We start from the raw sequence: 17,433 nt of genomic DNA on the forward strand, positions 1-17,433 counted from the left end.
GGACCCCACGTGAAGTTCACCGACGGTTACTGGCTGCTGCGCGAGGGTGTCACCGCGGCCCATCCGGTCGAGGTGCTCGACGTGACCGCCGCCGACGGCGCGCTGGAGATCCACGCGCCGACGCAGCCCATCCGCCACCGCGGCGACCTGCTGAAGGGACCGGTCGTGACGATCCGTGCACATGCGCCGATGCCCGACGTCATCGGCGTGACCTTCACCCACTTCGACGGCGAGCAGCAGCCCCGCCCGGAGTTCGAGCTCACCGGGCAGGACGTCCCGGCGCAGGTGGAGTACGACGACGAACACGCGACCCTGACCTCCGGTGAGCTGTCGGTACGGGTCTCCCGCACCGGCCCCTGGCACGTCGACTTCCTCGCGGGCGGCCGCACCCTGACCTCCAGCGGCCCCAAGAACATGGGCATCATGCGGGATCTGGACGGCGCCCACTACCTGCGCGAACAGCTCAAGCTCGGGGTCGGCACCTCCGTCTACGGCCTCGGTGAGCGCTTCGGCCCGCTGGTCAAGAACGGCCAGGTCGTCGACATCTGGAACGCCGACGGCGGCACCGCGACCGAACAGGCCTACAAGAACGTCCCCTTCTATCTGACGGACGCCGGCTACGGCGTCTTCGTCGACCACCCGGGCAAGGTGTCCTTCGAGGTCGGCTCGGAGGCGGTGTCCAGGGTCCAGTTCAGCGCCGAGGCCCAGGAGTTGACGTACTACGTCATCCACGGCCCGAGCCCGAAGGAGATCCTGCGCAAGTACACCGCCCTCACCGGGCGCCCGGCCCTCCCGCCCGCCTGGTCGTTCGGCCTGTGGCTGTCGACGTCCTTCACCACTTCGTACGACGAGGAGACGGTGACGTCGTTCATCGAGGGCATGCGGGAGCGTGAACTCCCGCTCTCCGTCTTCCACTTCGACTGCTTCTGGATGCGCGAGTTCAACTGGTGCGACTTCCGCTGGGACCCACGCGTGTTCCCCGACCCGGAGGGCATGCTGGCCCGGCTCCACGACCGCGGGCTGCGGGTCTCGGCGTGGATCAACCCTTACATCGCCCAGCGCTCGCCCCTGTTCGCGGAGGGCAAGGCGCTCGGCCACCTGCTGCGCAGGCCCGACGGCCGCGTCTGGCAGTGGGACATGTGGCAGCCGGGCATGGCGCTGGTCGACTTCACCAGCCCGGCCGCCCGCGACTGGTACGCGGCCAAGCTGGAGACGCTGCTCGCACAGGGTGTCGACTGTTTCAAGACGGACTTCGGCGAGCGGGTGCCGGTCGACGTGGCGTGGTTCGACGGCTCCGACCCGGAGCGGATGCACAACTACTACACGTACCTCTACAACCGCACCGTCTTCGACGTACTGCGCAAGCACCGGGGCGAGGGCGAGGCCGTGCTCTTCGCCCGGTCGGCGACGAGCGGGAGCCAGAAGTTCCCCGTGCACTGGGGCGGCGACTGCGAGGCGACCTACGAGTCGATGGCCGAGTCGCTGCGCGGCGGGCTCTCGCTCGGCCTGTCCGGCTTCGGCTACTGGAGCCACGACATCGGCGGCTTCGAGGGGACCCCGACAGCAGCCCTGTTCAAACGATGGCTGGCCTTCGGACTGCTGTCCTCCCACAGCCGGCTGCACGGCAGCTCCTCCTACCGCGTGCCGTGGCTCTTCGACGAGGAGTCCGTGGACGTGCTGCGGCAGTTCACCCGCCTGAAGCTGAGCCTCATGCCCTACCTCTACGAGGCCGCACGCACCGCGCACACCGAGGGTGTGCCGATGATGCGGGCGATGGTGCTGGAGTTCCCGGACGATCCGGGGTGCGCGTATCTGGAGCGGCAGTACATGCTGGGGCCGGATCTGCTGGTGGCGCCGGTGTTCGGCGACGAAGGGGATGTGTCCTACTACGTGCCCGAGGGCACCTGGACGCACTTCCTGAGCGGGCAGACCGTGACCGGGCCGCGCTGGGTGCGCGAGCGGCACGGCTTCCTGAGCGTGCCGCTGCTGGTACGGCCGGGGACGGTGATCCCGGTGGGCGCCGTGGCCGACCGCCCCGACTACGACCATGCCGACGGGGTCACCCTGCGGGTGTACGGCCTGGAGCGGGGCGCGCAGGTGACGGTGCCGGTGGGCGACGTGACCTTCACCGTCGTACGCGAAGGGGACACGCTGCGGGCCTCGTGCAGTGAGCCGGCGGCGGAGTGGAACCTGGCGGCCGGACAGCGGACGGCGCGTGCGCGTGCGGGTACCGGATTCCTCTCCCTGGAGCTGGACTGATGGTGAAGATCACCGATGTGGCGCGGCACGCCGGGGTCTCCCCCAGCACCGTGTCCTACGCGCTCAGCGGCAAGCGCCCGATCTCCGAGGAGACCCGGCAGCGCGTCGAGGCGGCCGCCCGCGAGCTGGGCTACCGGCCGCACGCGGGCGCCCGGGCGCTGGCCAGCAGCAGATCGAACGTACTGGCGCTGGTGATCCCGTTACGGCCGGGCATCCACGTGCCGGTGGTGATGCAGTTCGCGGTGTCGGTGGTGACGACGGCGCGCAGACACGACCACGACGTGCTGCTGGTGACGCAGGAGGAGGGCGAGGACGGCCTGAGGCGGGTCGCGGACACGGCGCTGGTGGACGGGTTGATCGTGATGGACGTCCAACTCCGGGAACCCCGGCTGCCGTTGCTGCGCTCACTGGAACTGCCGTCGGTGATGATCGGGTTCCCGGCCGACTCCGAGGGCCTGACCTGTATCGACCTCGACTTCAGGGCGGCCGGTGAGGCGTGCGTGGAACATCTGGCGCGGCTCGGGCACCGGGTGGTGGCGCTGGTCGGGTCGCCGCCGGAGGTGTACGTGCGGCAGACCGCGTTCGCGCAGCGGGTGGCCCAGGGCTTCACGGCCGCGGCCGGCCGCGGCGGGCTGGCTTCCTCGGTACACCCCTGCGAAGCCTCACCGGCGGCCGCCGGGCTGGTGGCCGCGCAGCTGCTGCACGAACACCCGGCGTTGACGGGGGTCGTGGTCCACAACGAAGCGATCGTCGGACCACTGATCGACGCCTTCGAGCAGCTCGGTCTGCGGGTCCCGGGCGACCTCTCCGTCACCGCCATCTGCCCCGACGAGCTCGCCGAGTCCGTCCGCGTGCCCGTCACCTCGGTCGCCCTGCCGTCGGCCGAGGTGGGTGAGCGGGCGGTGGAGCTCCTGATGAAGAAGCTGGGCGGCAGCCCCGTACCCGAGGCCACGCTGCTGCCGCCGCGGCTGACGGAGCGGGCGAGCACGGCACCGCGGGACGCCTGACCCTTTCAACACCCGTATGCAAGGCCCGATTCGAGCAAGGCACTAGTCGAAGGAGCCGTGGCATGAAAGGCAGCAAGAGACCCCCGCTCACCAGACACAGAACCACCTACGGCCTGGCCCTGGCCCTGATCGCCGGTCTGGGCGCCACCGTCCCCGCCCACGCCGACGACTCCGCCTACCCCTTCCGCGATCCGGGTCTCTCGGTGGACACCCGCGTCGACGACCTCCTCTCCCGTCTCACCCTCGACGAGAAGATCTCCCTCCTCCACCAGTACGAGCCGGCGATCCCCCGCCTCGGCATCCAGTCGTTCCGCACCGGCACCGAGGCCCTGCACGGCGTGGCCTGGCTCGGCAAGGCGACCGTGTTTCCGCAGGCCGTCGGGCTGGCCTCGACCTGGGACCCGTCCCTGCTCCGCCAGGTCGGCTCGGCGGTCGGCGACGAGGCACGCGGCTTCCAGCAGCAGCGCCCGGCCGGCTGGGGCCTGAACCTGTGGGCCCCCGTGGTCAACCTGCTGCGCGACCCGCGCTGGGGCCGCAACGAGGAGGGCTACAGCGAGGACCCGTACCTGACCGGCGCAGTCTCGACGGCGTACGGCACGGGCCTGACGGGAGGCGACCCGGATCACCTCAAGACCGCCCCGACAGTGAAGCACTTCCTCGCCAACAACAACGAGGTGCACCGCGACACCACGACCTCCGAACTGCGCCCGCGCGTACTGAAGGAGTACGACGAGCAGGCCTTCAAGCCCGCGATCGCGGCCGACGCGGCGACCGGCGTGATGTCCTCGTACAACCTGGTCAACGGCCGCCCGAACACGGTGAATCCGGCCCTCGACGACACCGTCCGCGGATGGACATCACAGCGGCTGCTCAACATCACGGACGCGGCCGCGCCCGGCAACCTGGTCGGCAGCCAGGCCTACTACGGCACCCAGAGCGAGGCCGACGCGGCCGCGCTCAAGGCGGGCATCGACAGCTTCACCGACAACGACACGAACTCCGAACCGACGACGAGCGCGATCAAGTCGGCACTGGCGTCGGGTCTGTTGAAGGCGTCGGACGTCGACAAGGCCGCGGGAGACGTGCTGAGCATCCGCGTCCGTCTGGGCGAGTTCGACCCCGGCGGCGGCAAGTACGGCTCCATCGACTCGTCCGTCATCGACAGCCCCGCCCACCGCGCCCTGGCCCGCAAGGCGGCCACCGAGGCGGCGGTCCTGCTGAAGAACGACGGTGCGCTGCCGCTGAAGAAGACGGGCAGTGCCGCCGTCGTCGGCCCGCTCGCCGACACCCTCTACACCGACTGGTATTCGGGCACCCTCCCCTACGCCGTCACCCCGAAGGACGGCATCGAGTCGAAGCTCGGCGCCTCGGTCGCGAGCAGCGAGGGCGTGGACCGGATCGCACTGAAGGACACGGCGACCGGCAAGTACGTGACGGCGGGGACGGGCGAGACCGGCGCACCCCTGAAGGAGGCCGCGGATTCCGGGACGGCCGCCCAGTTCGACATGTTCGACTGGGGCTCCGGCATCGTGACCCTCCGCTCGGCCGCCAACAACAAATACGTCGGCTACAACTGGTCGAACTTCGTCAACGACCAGGCCCAGCCCAACGGCTGGTTCGTACAGCAGCAGTTCAAGCTGGAGCGCCAGGACGACGGCACCTACCTGTTCCGCTACGCCGGCTACGACACCGCCGAGTCCTGGTGGTCGAACCCGGTCTACCTGGGCCCGACCGGCACGGACGGCACCCTCGGCCTGGTCGCCAAGGACCAGGCGGCCCACTACACGAAGGACGTGGTCCGCAGCGGTGTCGACGAGGCGGTCGCCGCCGTCAAGGGCAAGGACCAGGCCGTCGTGGTGGTCGGCTCGGACCCGTCGATCAACGGCCGCGAGGCCCACGACCGCACGGACATGAGCCTGGCGCCCACCCAGGAAGCCCTGGTCAGAGCGGTGAAGGCGGCCAACCCGCACACGGTCGTGATCGTCGAGAACAGCTACCCGACCACCCTCGGCGCCCTCCAGAAGGAAGTCCCCGCCGCCCTCTGGACGACCCACGCCGGCCAGGAGACCGGCAACGCCCTCGCCGACATCCTCTACGGCGACGCCAACCCCTCCGGCCGCCTCACCCAGACCTGGTACCGCTCCGACGCCGACCTCCCGTCGATCCTCGACTACGACATCATCAAGTCCGGCCGCACCTACCAGTACTTCACCGGGCAGGCGCTCTATCCCTTCGGCTACGGCCTCTCCTACACGACCTTCCGCTACGGCCGCCTCAAGCGCGTCGACGACGGCTACGAGGTCGCCGTCACGAACACCGGCACCCGAGTCGGCGACGAGGTCGTACAGCTCTACACCCACCAGCGCACCTCCCGCGACAAGCAGCCCCTCAAGCAGCTGAAGGCGTTCGGGCGGGTGTCCCTGAAGCCCGGCGAGACGAGGACGGTACGGCTGAAGGTGCGGCCGTCGGACCTCGCGCACTGGGACGTCACGCGCTCCAAGTGGGCGGTGGAAAGCGGCACTTACGACGTCCTGGTGGGCTCCTCGTCCTCCGACATCCGCGCCCGGGCGGCCTGGCAGGTGAAGGGCGAGACCATCCCGCCGCGGAACCTGTCGAAGACCACCCGCGCGGAGAACTTCGACGACTACTCGGCCATCCACCTCGTCGACGAGTCCAAGGCGAGCGGTACGGCGGTGTCGGCGGCCTCCGACGGCGCGTGGCTGGAGTTCGCGGACACCCGGCTGGGGTCGGGTGCGGGCGAGTTCGGCGCACGCGTCGCCGGGACGTCGTCCGGCACGGTCGAGGTGCGGCTCGGCTCACCGACCGGCACCCTCGTCGGCACCGCGCACTTCGCGGGCGCGTCGTCGCCGTACGACTACACGACGGTGACCGCGAAGCTGTCGGGTGCGGCGAAGGGCCGTAAGGACGTCTACCTGGTCCTGAGCAAGGACGTACGCCTGTCGACGTTCACCCTGCGCTGAGCCCCCAGGCAAGCCCGAGCCGGTAGGCGGCGCACAGGTTCACATCGAGGAGGTAGGCCCCGGCGGCACCGCACTGTTCGGTCCCGCTGCCGGGGTCCACCGGCTGCCCATGCCCCATGCCGGTGATGCTGTAGGTCTCGACGACGGGGTTGCCGCTCGCGTCCTTGAAGACCTGGCGGGGGTAGCCGGAGACGGTGTCACTCACGTCCGCCGTCTGATCGGCGCCGTGCACATCGGTCCACTGCTTCATCAGGTCGGTCATGTTGACGGGCTTGACGGTGTAGTCGGCGCTGCCCTGGAAGACGGTGAGCGTGGGCCAGGGACCGCCGTACCCGGGCCGGGCGGCCCGCACCCGGTCGCCCCACTGCTTCGCCGTCTGCGTGGCGCCGACGTACATGCACACGTACGGCGACCCGGCGGCCTGCGCGCACCCGTACGGCAGCCCGGCGACGATCCCGCCCGCGGCGAACTTCTCCGGGTAGTCCGCCATCATCACGGCGGTCATGCCACCCCCGGCGGACAGCCCGGTGACATACACGCGAGGTGTCGCCGCCGACATCGGCGAGCTGCCGGTCCACCATCCGCGCGACGCTCGCCGCCTCGCCCTGCCCCCGCTCGATGTCCCCGCTCTGGAACCAGTCGAAGCACGACGAGGCGTTGTTGGCGCTGGTCTGCTGCGGCAGCACGACGGAGAACCCCCACCGGTCGGCGAGCTGGATCCACCCGCTCCCGGCCCCGTACCCGGCGGCATCCTGCGTGCACCCGTGCAGGGCGACGACGACGGGACGCCCGTCGGGCAGCCCGTCGGGGACGTAGCGGAACATGCGCAGGGCGCCGGGGTTCGATCCGAACCCGGTGACCTCCTGCAGCGAGGCGGCCTCCGCCCTGCCCGGGGTGAGTACGGCGGCGATCAGGGCGACCAGCAGGATCGCCAGGACGGTGAGGTGACGTGCGGCTCTGGTCTGTGTCATGGGGAGGGACCGTAGAAGCGTGAACCAGTCGCCGATATGGAGCCGGAGCCCATAAAAACGACGAGGGCCCGGTGGTCTGTGACCACCGGGCCCTCGTCCAAAACATGGGGTGCGCGGATCTGAGGGTCATACCCCCAGAAACACGACGAGATACACCGCACTCGCGCTGTTTGCTCGCGCGGTCCACCTCGAACTCGTGGAGATGGCGGGAATCGAACCCGCGTCCAACGGTGCAGAATCAGGGCTTCTCCGTGTGCAGTTCGCTGTGATTTTCTCGGCCCCGGCGATCACGCGAACAAGTCGCCGACGGGCCCAGTCACTGTTTGATTTCCCATCGAACCCCGTGACCGGGCTCGATGGTTTAGTCCCCTAGATTATGCCAGGGTCCGGGTCGGGAACACCCCCGGGCTGACACCCGTTAGGGCCTTCACTCACTGCTTATTAGGCAGCGAGGGCGAAGGCGCGGGAATCGCTCTTGGAATTGGCGATTATTGGTTGCGACATATGGTTAACGAGATCATTGCCGCTTCCTCGACACGCTTCCCCTGCTTCAACAGCCGCTGTCGAAACCGATCATCCCCATGTTGTTTTTTCAAGTCCCTCCGAAGAGGGGGGTGCACCCGCTGTGAGGTGCAGTGCCATCGTACGTGAACAACGAGCGACGATGCCACCGTATTCCGGGCCGACCGACCGACGGGCCGATGGGCCGACCGACCGGCGGGCTACTCGCCCCGCTGCTTCCGCTTCGCCGCCGCGATCGCCCGGTCCGACTCCCGCCGGTCCTGCTGCTCGCGCAGGGTCTGGCGCTTGTCGTACTCCTTCTTGCCTCGCGCGAGGGCGATCTCGGCCTTCGCACGGCCGTTGCTGAAGTACAGGGCGAGGGGCACGATCGTGTGACCCGTCTCCTGGGACTTGGACTCCAGCTTGTCGATCTCCTCGCGGTGCAGGAGCAGCTTGCGCTTGCGGCGCACGGAGTGGTTGGTCCAGGTGCCCTGGTGGTACTCCGGGATGTGGGCGTTGTGCAGCCACGCCTCACCCTGGTCGATCTGGACGAAGCCGTCGGTCAGCGAGGTCCGTCCCTCGCGCAGCGACTTGACCTCGGTACCGGTGAGGACGATGCCGGCCTCGTAGGTGTCGACGATCGCGTAGTCGTGGCGGGCCTTCTTGTTCTGGGCGACGATCTTGCGCTTGCCGCCCTTCTCGCCGTCCCTGGCCTTGCTGGTCCCACCGCCCTGCTTGGGCTGGGACTCCTTCGGTACGTACATTCCCTTGCTCATAGTGCCGTCCATTTTCGCACTAAGGAGGGGGGTCGGGGCCAGCCCTTAACCGGCGGTCGGACGACCCGCCCCGCAGCGGGTCGACGACTCGTCCCGGCGGCCCTGGCGGAACGCTCAGTCGGCGTCGCCCAGGCCGCTGAGCACGGTCTCGGCCCGCTGGAGGGCGGGCTGCCCGTCCGCCTGCTCCACGTCCAGATCCGGAGTGATGCCCCGGCCGTCGACGCTGCGTCCCGACGGGGTGCGGTAGTGCCCGACGGTCAGTTCGGCCACGGAGCCGCCCGGCAGCCTGCTCGGCATCTGCACCGAGCCCTTGCCGAAGGTGCGGGAGCCCACGACGACCGCACGGCCCCGGTCCTGCAGGGCGCCGGTGAGGAGCTCGGCCGCGCTCATCGTGCCGCCGTCGACGAGCGCGACCAGGGGCCTGGTGGTGTCGGCGCCGGGATCGGCGTGCAGGGCCTGCTGTTCGCCGTTGACGTCGTAGGTGGCGACGAGGCCGCCGTCGAGGAAGGCGGAGGCCGTGGTCACAGCCTCGGTGACCAGGCCGCCGGAGTTGCCGCGCAGGTCGAGGATGATGCCGGCGCCGACCGGGGCCCGCCGCACGGCGGTGCTCACCACGTCGCCGGAGCCCTTGGTGAACGCGCCGATCTTGATGACGGTGACTCCGTCGGCGAGCTTTCGGACGGTGACCGAGTCCGTGGACAGCAGAGCCCGGCGCAGCGTCTCGGTCCACGCGCGCGTGCCGCGCTGCAGGCCGAGCCGCACCGCCGTGCCGGCGGGAGCGTCGGTGGCGTCGCCGCGCAGCAAGGAGACGACCTCGGTGACGGGCCGGCCGTCGACCCGCTCACCGTCGACGCTGTGCAGCCGGTCGCCCGGGTGGAGCCCGGCGGCCGCCGCGGGCGAGCCGGCGGCCACCTTGGTCACCTCGATACGGCCGTCCCGCTCGCGTCGCGCCCACAGGCCGACGCCGGTGTACTGGCCGTCGAGGGCCTCCTCGAACTCCTCGTAGTCACCCCGGGAGTAGACGGCTCCCCAGCGGTCGCCGCTGCGGCTGACCGCGCGTTCGGCGGCCTCCATGGGGGACTTGCCGTCGGCCATGGCCTCCTCGGCCGCCCTGGCCACGTCCTCGTGATGCCCCGCGGGGACGGCCGAACGGGCCGCGCCGGACGTGGATTTCCGGTCGGCCTCGGGAAAGGAGCCGGTCGCCGCGCCGGCCACGAGCACGCTCGCGAAGACCAATGTCAGGGCCGCCCCGCGGCGGATGCGGCGGGGCTGGCACAACAGGTCTCGGCCGGACATGCCGGTGAGTCTAGGACAACGCGAAGGGCCGTACGGCTGGTTGACCGTACGGCCCTCTTGGCATGTGTCACACCTTCAGGTACTTGCGCAACGCGAAGAACGCGGCGAGCGCGGGCATCAGCAGGCTGGTGGCGAGGATGAGCGGCAGCTTGGTCAGAACGGCGTCCCAGCCGATGAAGTTGATCAGATTCAGCTTGTGGGACAGGTCCAGGCCGTGGTCGATGATGAAGTACCGCGCGACCACCAGGAATCCGCAGGCGACCGTCCCGCCGATCAGTCCGGCGACCGCCGCCTCCATGATGAACGGCGCCTGGATGTAGAACCCGGAGGCACCGACCAGCCGCATGATCCCGGTCTCCCGGCGGCGGCTGAACGCGGACACGCGCACGGTGTTGACGATCAGCATCAGCGCGACGACGAGCATCAGCGCCATCACGGCCCTGGCGGCCCAGTTCATCCCGTTCAGCAGCCCGAAGAGGTTGTCGAGGATCCCCTTCTGGTCCTGCACGGACTGCACGCCGTCGCGCCCGTCGAAGGCGGTCGCGACCACCTGGTACTTCTCCGGGTCCTTCAGCTTGATCCGGTACGACTCCTGCATCTGGTCCGGCGTGAGGGAACTGGCCAGCGGGGAGTCGCCGAACTGCTGCTTGTAGTGCTTGTAGGCCGCGTCCTGCGACTCGTAGGTCACCTTCTGGACGACCGACGTCATCTTGTCCAGGTCGCCGAGGATGTCCTTCTTCTGATCCTCGGTGACCGCGCCCTTGGCGCAGTTGGGGTCGGACGTGGCGTCGCTCTTGTTGCAGAGGAAGATCGAGACGTTGACCTTGTCGTACCAGTAGCCCTTCATCGTGGTGACCTGGTCGCTCATCAGGAGCGAACCGCCGAACAGGGCGAGTGACAGGGCGACGGAGACGATGACCGCGAAGGTCATGGTCAGGTTGCGGCGGAGACCGACACCGATCTCGGAGAGTACGAACTGGGCGCGCATGGCGTCTTCTTCAGGCCTTTCCGTGGACGGTCGCGGTCAGTGCTGGTAGCCGTAGACGCCGCGCGCCTGGTCGCGGACGAGGCGGCCCTTCTCCAGCTCGATGACGCGCTTGCGCATCTGGTCCACGATGTTCTGGTCGTGCGTCGCCATCACCACGGTGGTGCCGGTCCGGTTGATCCGGTCGAGCAGCTTCATGATGCCGACGGAGGTCTGCGGGTCGAGGTTGCCGGTGGGTTCGTCGGCGATGAGCAGCTTGGGCCGGTTGACGAACGCGCGCGCGATGGCCACACGCTGCTGTTCACCACCGGACAGCTCACCGGGCATCCGGTCCTCCTTGCCGCCCAGCCCGACGAGGTCGAGCACCTGCGGCACGGACTTGCGGATCTCGCCGCGCGACTTGCCGATGACCTCCTGCGCGAAGGCGACGTTCTCCGCCACCGTCTTGTTCGGCAGCAGCCGGAAGTCCTGGAACACCGTCCCCAACTGGCGCCGCATCTGCGGCACCTTCCAGTTGGAGAGGCGCGCGAGGTCCTTGCCCAGCACGTGCACCTGACCGTGGCTGCACCGCTCCTCGCGGAGGATCAGCCGCAGGAAGGTGGACTTTCCGGAGCCCGAGGACCCCACGAGGAACACGAACTCGCCCTTCTCCACTTCCAGGGACACATCCCTGAGTGCGGGGCGGGTCTGCTTGGGGTAGACCTTGGAGACGTTGTCGAATCGGATCACGGATGCACCACGGGTCGCCGGGGGTAGATGAGCGTGACCATACGCGAGTCGGGTGGGCGGGCGCAGGCGGCGGTTGGGGTTGCGTACCGGATGTGCGTTTTGTGTGTGCCCGGCCCGCGTGTCCGTGGCCACGTGACCACCCCCACGTACCCCTTGAGAGCGACCCCCGCGCACCCTCCGGGGGAACCTGGCACAGTAGAGAGGGGAACGTTCTCGCCCGCGAGGGCGTTCACTACGTGGAACCGGTGCAAGGAGGGCGAGCGCATGACGTACGACCGGCTGGTGTGCGCGAACTGCGCGGCGCCCGTGAGCGAGGGCCGGTGCCCCGTGTGCCGCGCGAACCGCGAGCGGCTGCAGCAGGAGAACTTCTTCGCGGGAGTCAACCCCATGACGCTGATCGCACTGCTGGCGGTGCTGATCGCGGCGGTGGCGCTGCTGGCGCACCAGACCGCATAGCGCGCGGCGGGGCAGGAGCAAGGACGCCCGAGGGGCCCGGAGCAATGCACGCTCCGGGCCCCTCGTCGTACGTCGTCACACACGTTCCGTGTGCGAGCGGCCACCGTCAGGCAGCCGCACCGCCCCGGCCGCCCACGAGGCGCGGCAGAGCACGGAAGCCGATGCCACCGGCGATCATGGTGGCGGCGCCGATGATCAGGAAGGCCGTCTGGCCGGCACCGGTCTCGGCGAGCTGGTCACCCTTGCCCTGGGCCGAGGTGTCGGAGCCGGTGTCGGTGACGACCGAGGAGCCCTCCTCCTGGGCGGAGGTGCCGGAACCGCCGTCGGGGTCGGTGTTGTTGTTGCCGCCGGTGCTCCCGGTGCCGCTGCCGTCGGTCGGGGCCGGGGTGGTGGGCTCCCCGGTCGGCTCCGTCGGGTCCCCGGTGGGCTCGGTGGGCTCACCCGTGGGCTCGGTCGGACCGGTGGGGTCGTCGGTGGTGGGCGGGTCCGTCGGGAGGGTGGGCGGGTCCGTCGGCAGGCCGGTGGGCGGGTCCGTCGGCAGGCCGGTGGGCGGGTCCGTCGGGTCCGTCGGGAGACCGGTGGGCGGGTCCGTCGGGTCGTCACCGAGGCCGGTGTCCACCTTCACACCGACACCGCTGCCGTCGACGCTCACGCCGATGTCCAGCGCGGAAGCGGCACCGGCAGCGGTCAGCGAAGCACCCGCGGCGATCACGGCGCCGGCGGCGATCCGCGCGACACGGATGCGCGTCTTCTTGGTCATGTGGTTGCTACCCCCAGTAGCTCATCGTCAGTTGGGCGGCGCTCGGGGGCAGTGATCGACGGAGTCAGCTATGCGAAAGCCCCCGGTTCACATGCGCCCCAGAGATACGCATGCCACGCTTTACCCTTCCCATTTTTCAAAGCAACGTCAAGGCCGTTGCGCGCGCAATGTCCAACTACGGGCTCTATGCCAGGCATTGAAGCGTGTGAGTGTGATGTAAAACCCAGACATCGCGCACGGAAGGGGCCACGAAAAAAGCAACTGCCGCCCGACGGGCGACAGTTGCCTTGTCGACAAACTTACTTCTCCTGCTGCTTGCGCCAGCGAATTCCGGCCTCAAGGAACCCGTCGATCTCGCCGTTGAACACGGCCTCGGGGTTGCCGACCTCGAGCTCGGTTCGCAGGTCCTTGACCATCTGGTACGGGTGCAGGACGTACGAACGCATCTGGTTGCCCCAGGAGTTGCCGCCGTCGCCCTTGAGGGCGTCCATCTTGGCCTGCTCCTCCTGCCGGCGCCGGTCGAGCAGCTTGGCTTGGAGCACGTTCATCGCGGACGCCTTGTTCTGGATCTGCGACCGCTCGTTCTGACAGGAGACGACGATGCCGGTGGGGAGGTGGGTGAGCCGCACCGCCGAGTCGGTGGTGTTCACGCCCTGGCCGCCGGGGCCCGAGGAGCGGTACACGTCCACGCGCAGCTCGGACTCGTCGATCTCGATGTGGTCGGTCTGCTCGACCACGGGAAGGATCTCGACGCCCGCGAAGGAGGTCTGGCGGCGCCCCTGGTTGTCGAAGGGCGAGATGCGCACGAGCCGGTGGGTGCCCTGCTCGACCGAGAGAGTGCCGTAGGCGTACGGCACCTGCACGGCGAAGGTGGTCGACTTGATGCCGGCCTCTTCGGCGTACGACGTCTCGTAGATCTCGGTCTTGTAGCCCTTCTGCTCCGCCCAGCGCAGGTACATCCGCTGCAGCTTCTCGGCGAAGTCGGCGGCGTCGACGCCACCGGCCTCGGCGCGGATGTTGACGAGGGCCTCCCGGGAGTCGTACTCCCCGCTCAGCAGCGTCCGGACCTCCATCTCGTCCAGCGCCTTCTTGACGGAGGTGAGCTCGGACTCGGCCTCGGCACGGGTGTCCGGGTCGTCCTCCTCCTCGGCCATCTCGAAGAGCACGGCGAGATCGTCGATCCGCCCCCGCAGCGCCTCGGCCTTCCTGACCTCGGCCTGCAGATGGCTCAGCTTGCTGGTGATCTTCTGCGCCTCGTCCGGGTTGTCCCACAGGGACGGCGCGGCTGCCTGCTCCTCGAGCACGGCGATGTCTGCCCTCAGCTTGCCGAGGTCCAGAACGGCCTCGATCGACTCCATGGTCGAGGAGAGGGACTTGAGCTCTTCGGATACGTCGACGACTGCCACGCCTCCAGCGTAACGGCTCCGCCAAGCGGGGAGAGCCGGGCCGCTGCCCGGCCGCTGCGCTGGGCTGCAGCCGGGGTGGTGGGCGCCGTCGACTGGGGGCTGCCGAACCCAGTCCCCATTTCGGCCCTTAAAGGGCCTTGTCCTCAAACGCCGGACGGGCTGAGTGGCACGGACCGGCTGGGATGCACGGACGAGCCGAGATGTCTGGACCGGCTGGGATGTACGGACGAGCTGAGATGTACGGGCCGGTGCTGAGAAGTGAGGTTGCTAGGGGGAAGCCGGTGCTGAGTTCTTTGTGTCCTGGGGTGACGCGCCCGCGCCGTCCCCGGACGTGGCCAGCCACGTCCCCACCCCGGCCACCGTCGCCAGCAGCACCGCCGCCCCGCCCAGCACGAGCCTGCGCCGCCGCGTCACCGCCCGGTGCCGCGCCGAGCCGGGCCGTGGCGCACCCGCCGCCCGCGGTGCCCGCGCCGTTCCGCGCGCGCCGCCGGCCAGCTCGTCGGGTGCCGGCACCCTCATCGACGTGTGGGTGTCCCGGTTGGAGTCGGCCGGCTTCGCGCCCGGCACCAGCGGCACCGCGCCCCGCCGTATCCGCTCACGCGTGGTCGCCGCGGTGTCCGCGGGCTCGGCCTGCGACTCCTCGGCGGGTTCCGTGTCCGGCTCGTCCACGTCCAGCGGCGGCATGCCCGCGACCAGCGGCAGCAGCTCCCGAAGCCGCGCACCCAGCTCCGACGCCCGCAGCCGGGAGGCGGGCGCCTTGGCCAGGCACTGCACGAGCAGCTGCCACAGCTCGTCCGGGATGCCCGGCAGCGGGACCACGGTCTCCGTGACGTGCCGGCGCAGCACGGCGCCGGGGTGTCCGCCGCCGAACGGCGTGAAGCCCGCCAGCAGTTCATACAGGACCGTCGCGAGCGCGTAGATGTCCACCGCCGCGCGTGGGGGCAGGCCCTCCACGATCTCCGGGGCCAGGTAGTCCGGCGTACCGATGATCTTCGTCGCGCGGGTGCGGCGCGGGGAGTCGATGAGCTTGGCCACACCGAAGTCGGTCAGCAGCGCCGGGTGCGAGCCGCCCGGGCCGAGCGGACCCTGCATGTCCAGCAGCACGTTCTCCGGTTTCACGTCCCGGTGCACGACCCCTGCCGCGTGCGCGGCCGCGAGCCCGTCGGCGATGTCGGCCACGATCGCCGCCGCCGCCGCGGGCGCGAGCCGCCGGTCGCGGTCCAGACGGGTGCGCAGGTCGGTGCCGCGGACCAGGTCCATGACCAGCGCGAGGTCGTTGCCGTCCACCACCAGGTCGCGTACGGAGACGACGTTCGGGTGGTCCAGGCCGAGCAGCGCCGTGCGCTCCTGCACGAAGCGCCCGACCAGCTCCTGGTCGGAAGCGAGATCCTCGCGCAGCAGCTTGATGGCGACGGGCCCCTCGGGGCCCTCGCCCAGCCACACCGTGCCGGCGCTGCCCCGTCCCAGGATCTGGTGCGCGGTGTACCGGCTGCCGATCTTCCGTGCCAAGACTGCTCCTACCGACCCGACGCGTGTTAGTCGCTAAAACTACGCGCCCGAAGAGCCAACCTTCACTGCGGAGACGGAAATCACCCGCCAGGTGTCGACAAATCACCAAGCTCACCGCTCAGTTGCCACCGCCCAGCTTCCCGATCCACCCGCTCACGGTGTTGTACATGTGGCTCAGCTGCTGCCAGTAGCCCCTGGTCGTGTGGAGCCAGTCCTGCAGCGGGCTCAGTTCCCAGACCAGCCAGCCCGCGACGAACAGGATGACGATCGTGAACAGGCACCCCTTCAGACAGCCCAGACCGGGGATCTTCATCGGGTTGGCGCTGCGCTGCCTCGGCTGCCGCGGCTCACGCGCGGGTTGCTGCGGCTGCTGCGGAGGCGCGTACCGCTGGGGCTGCTGGTGCTGCGGCGGGGCGTACTGCTGCGGCTGTTGCTGCTGCGGGTAGCCGTACCCCTGCGGCGGTCGCTGCTGGGGCCGCCGCTGCTGAGGCTGCTGCGGGCGGGCGGCCTGTCGCTGGGGGCGGCGGCGCAGCGGGTCCTCGTTCGGGTCGAGGTACTGCTGGACCTGCGTCTGTTCGTTGCGGTCGCGGGCGGCGCGCAGCTGGTTCTGCCAGGGGTGCGGCTGCTCGGGCCCCGGCTGTCCCTGGGGCACCGGCGGCATGACGGCGGTCGGGTCCGCGGCCCCGGTGCTGGGCAGTACGGCGGTGGGGTCGGCGGCGCCCGCCGGGCCCGGTCCGCCCGTGTGGGGCAGGTAGCTGGTCGCCGCGTTCGGGTCGTAGGCACCCGCGCCGTGCTGCATCACCTGCGTGGGGTCGGCCGAGCCGGGGACGGCGGCGGGCGTCGGATCGGGGACCAGCAGGGCCCCCACCGCCTCCGCGGCGGCGATCTGCGCGGAGTTCGAGTGCACGCCGATGCCCTCGGCGACGACCCGCAGGCCGCGCGCGAGGTTCTCGGCGCTGGGCCGCTCGTCCGGGTTCTTGCGCAGGCAGCGCTCGATGACGGTCCACAGCGGGTCGGGGACCGTGGAGGGGCGGCGCGGTTCGGCACTCAGATGCTGGTGCAGGACTTCCAGGGCCGAGCCGCCGCCGAAGGGCGGACGGCCGGTGACCAGCTCGTACATCAGGATGCCGGCGCCGTAGATGTCGACGGCGGAGGTCTGCGGGCGGCCCTCGGCGCTCTCCGGCGCGACGTACGCGGGCGTGCCGACGAACTCGTGCGTCCGTGTCAGGCCCGGGGAGTCGGCGAGGCGCGCGATACCGAAGTCGGTCAGCATCGGGTGCATCTGCCCGCCGTTCTGCCTGAGCAGGACGTTGGCCGGCTTCAGGTCGCGGTGCACGACCCCGTCGGCATGGCTGGCGGCGAGCGCGTCGGCGATCTGGGCGGTGAGCAGGGCGGCGCCGACGGGTGAGAAGGGTCCGTTCTCGCGCAGGTAGCGGTGCAGGTCGGGGCCCTCGACGAGGTCCATGACGAGCGCCAGCAGATCACCCTCGACCACCAGGTCGCGGACGCGGACGATGTTCGGGTGGGTCAGCCGCAGCAGGACGGAGCGCTCGCGCAGGAACCGCATCACGATGTCGGGATCGCTCGCGAGCTCCTCCTTGAGGACCTTGATCGCGACGGTCTCGCCGGGCTGACCGGCCACGGCGGCCTCGGCCCCCGCGGTCTCTCGCTGGCGGGCCCGCCAGACGGTGCCCGTGGCGCCGCGACCGAGCGGCTCCTCGAGCAGGTACTTGCTGCCTACCGGCCGCACGTCATGTGCTCCCTGCTGCTTGCTTACCGTTCCGACCCACTGTAGTG

General features: G+C 70.0%; 12 protein-coding genes, 1 other RNA gene and 1 pseudogene. 4 read left to right on the top strand and 10 right to left on the bottom strand.

Annotated features, from left to right (window positions below; translation table 11 throughout):
* The first annotated feature begins 9 nt into the window (after positions 1–9).
* From yicI to OOK07_RS16440, 3 genes are all read left to right on the top strand, one after another.
* Positions 10–2,259, top strand: coding sequence for an alpha-xylosidase (gene yicI / locus OOK07_RS16430; RefSeq protein ID WP_266797154.1), 2,250 nt, complete (start codon positions 10–12; stop codon positions 2,257–2,259).
* Positions 2,259–3,266, top strand: coding sequence for a LacI family DNA-binding transcriptional regulator (locus OOK07_RS16435; protein WP_266797155.1), 1,008 nt, complete (start codon positions 2,259–2,261; stop codon positions 3,264–3,266). The genes yicI and OOK07_RS16435 overlap by 1 nt, the downstream gene beginning before the upstream one ends.
* 62 nt (positions 3,267–3,328) lie before the next feature.
* The gene (locus tag OOK07_RS16440; protein WP_266797157.1) at positions 3,329–6,247 is read left to right on the top strand and encodes a glycoside hydrolase family 3 protein; all 2,919 of its coding nucleotides are present in this window, start codon (positions 3,329–3,331) and stop codon (positions 6,245–6,247) included.
* Here OOK07_RS16440 and OOK07_RS43440 read toward each other — a convergent pair.
* The 6 genes and pseudogenes from OOK07_RS43440 to ftsE form a co-directional block, all read right to left on the bottom strand.
* Positions 6,234–7,218, bottom strand: a pseudogene (locus tag OOK07_RS43440) (extracellular catalytic domain type 1 short-chain-length polyhydroxyalkanoate depolymerase). The gene OOK07_RS16440 and the pseudogene OOK07_RS43440 sit on opposite strands and share 14 nt — an antisense overlap.
* 194 nt (positions 7,219–7,412) lie before the next feature.
* Positions 7,413–7,799: a transfer-messenger RNA gene (gene ssrA / locus OOK07_RS16455) on the bottom strand.
* 141 nt (positions 7,800–7,940) lie between these two features.
* The gene (gene smpB / locus OOK07_RS16460) at positions 7,941–8,483 is read right to left on the bottom strand and encodes an SsrA-binding protein SmpB (protein WP_266683543.1); all 543 of its coding nucleotides are present in this window, start codon (positions 8,481–8,483) and stop codon (positions 7,941–7,943) included.
* A gap of 126 nt (positions 8,484–8,609) precedes the next feature.
* A complete protein-coding gene (locus OOK07_RS16465) occupies positions 8,610–9,791 on the bottom strand; it encodes a S41 family peptidase (RefSeq protein WP_266797160.1) in 1,182 nt (393 codons plus the stop codon).
* Between the two features lie 67 nt (positions 9,792–9,858).
* Positions 9,859–10,779, bottom strand: a complete 921-nt coding sequence (ftsX, locus tag OOK07_RS16470; RefSeq protein ID WP_266680930.1) for a permease-like cell division protein FtsX — start codon at positions 10,777–10,779, stop codon at positions 9,859–9,861.
* A 36-nt stretch (positions 10,780–10,815) separates the two neighbouring features.
* Positions 10,816–11,505 carry a cell division ATP-binding protein FtsE gene (gene ftsE, locus OOK07_RS16475; protein ID WP_004000799.1) on the bottom strand — a complete coding sequence of 230 codons (690 nt, stop codon included), beginning with the start codon at positions 11,503–11,505 and terminating at the stop codon, positions 10,816–10,818.
* A 264-nt stretch (positions 11,506–11,769) separates the two neighbouring features.
* Between ftsE and OOK07_RS16480 the strand changes: the two genes are divergently transcribed.
* On the top strand, positions 11,770–11,961 hold the full coding sequence (locus tag OOK07_RS16480) for a hypothetical protein (RefSeq protein WP_266515389.1): 192 nt from the start codon (positions 11,770–11,772) through the stop codon (positions 11,959–11,961).
* Between the two features lie 106 nt (positions 11,962–12,067).
* Here the strand turns inward: OOK07_RS16480 and OOK07_RS16485 are convergent, their stop codons facing one another.
* The 4 genes from OOK07_RS16485 to OOK07_RS16500 all read right to left on the bottom strand — a co-directional run bounded on the left by OOK07_RS16485 (position 12,068) and on the right by OOK07_RS16500 (position 17,386).
* Positions 12,068–12,721 carry a hypothetical protein gene (locus OOK07_RS16485; RefSeq protein ID WP_266797162.1) on the bottom strand — a complete coding sequence of 218 codons (654 nt, stop codon included), beginning with the start codon at positions 12,719–12,721 and terminating at the stop codon, positions 12,068–12,070.
* 299 nt (positions 12,722–13,020) lie between these two features.
* The gene (prfB, locus tag OOK07_RS16490) at positions 13,021–14,127 is read right to left on the bottom strand and encodes a peptide chain release factor 2 (RefSeq protein ID WP_266797164.1); all 1,107 of its coding nucleotides are present in this window, start codon (positions 14,125–14,127) and stop codon (positions 13,021–13,023) included.
* Positions 14,128–14,394: 267 nt separating this feature from the next.
* On the bottom strand, positions 14,395–15,636 hold the full coding sequence (locus OOK07_RS16495; protein WP_266680937.1) for a serine/threonine-protein kinase: 1,242 nt from the start codon (positions 15,634–15,636) through the stop codon (positions 14,395–14,397).
* 118 nt (positions 15,637–15,754) lie between these two features.
* Positions 15,755–17,386 carry a serine/threonine-protein kinase gene (locus OOK07_RS16500; RefSeq protein WP_266797166.1) on the bottom strand — a complete coding sequence of 544 codons (1,632 nt, stop codon included), beginning with the start codon at positions 17,384–17,386 and terminating at the stop codon, positions 15,755–15,757.
* Positions 17,387–17,433 lie beyond the last annotated feature (47 nt).

The sequence above is a fragment of the Streptomyces sp. NBC_00078 genome (assembly GCF_026343335.1).
Taxonomy (GTDB): domain Bacteria; phylum Actinomycetota; class Actinomycetes; order Streptomycetales; family Streptomycetaceae; genus Streptomyces.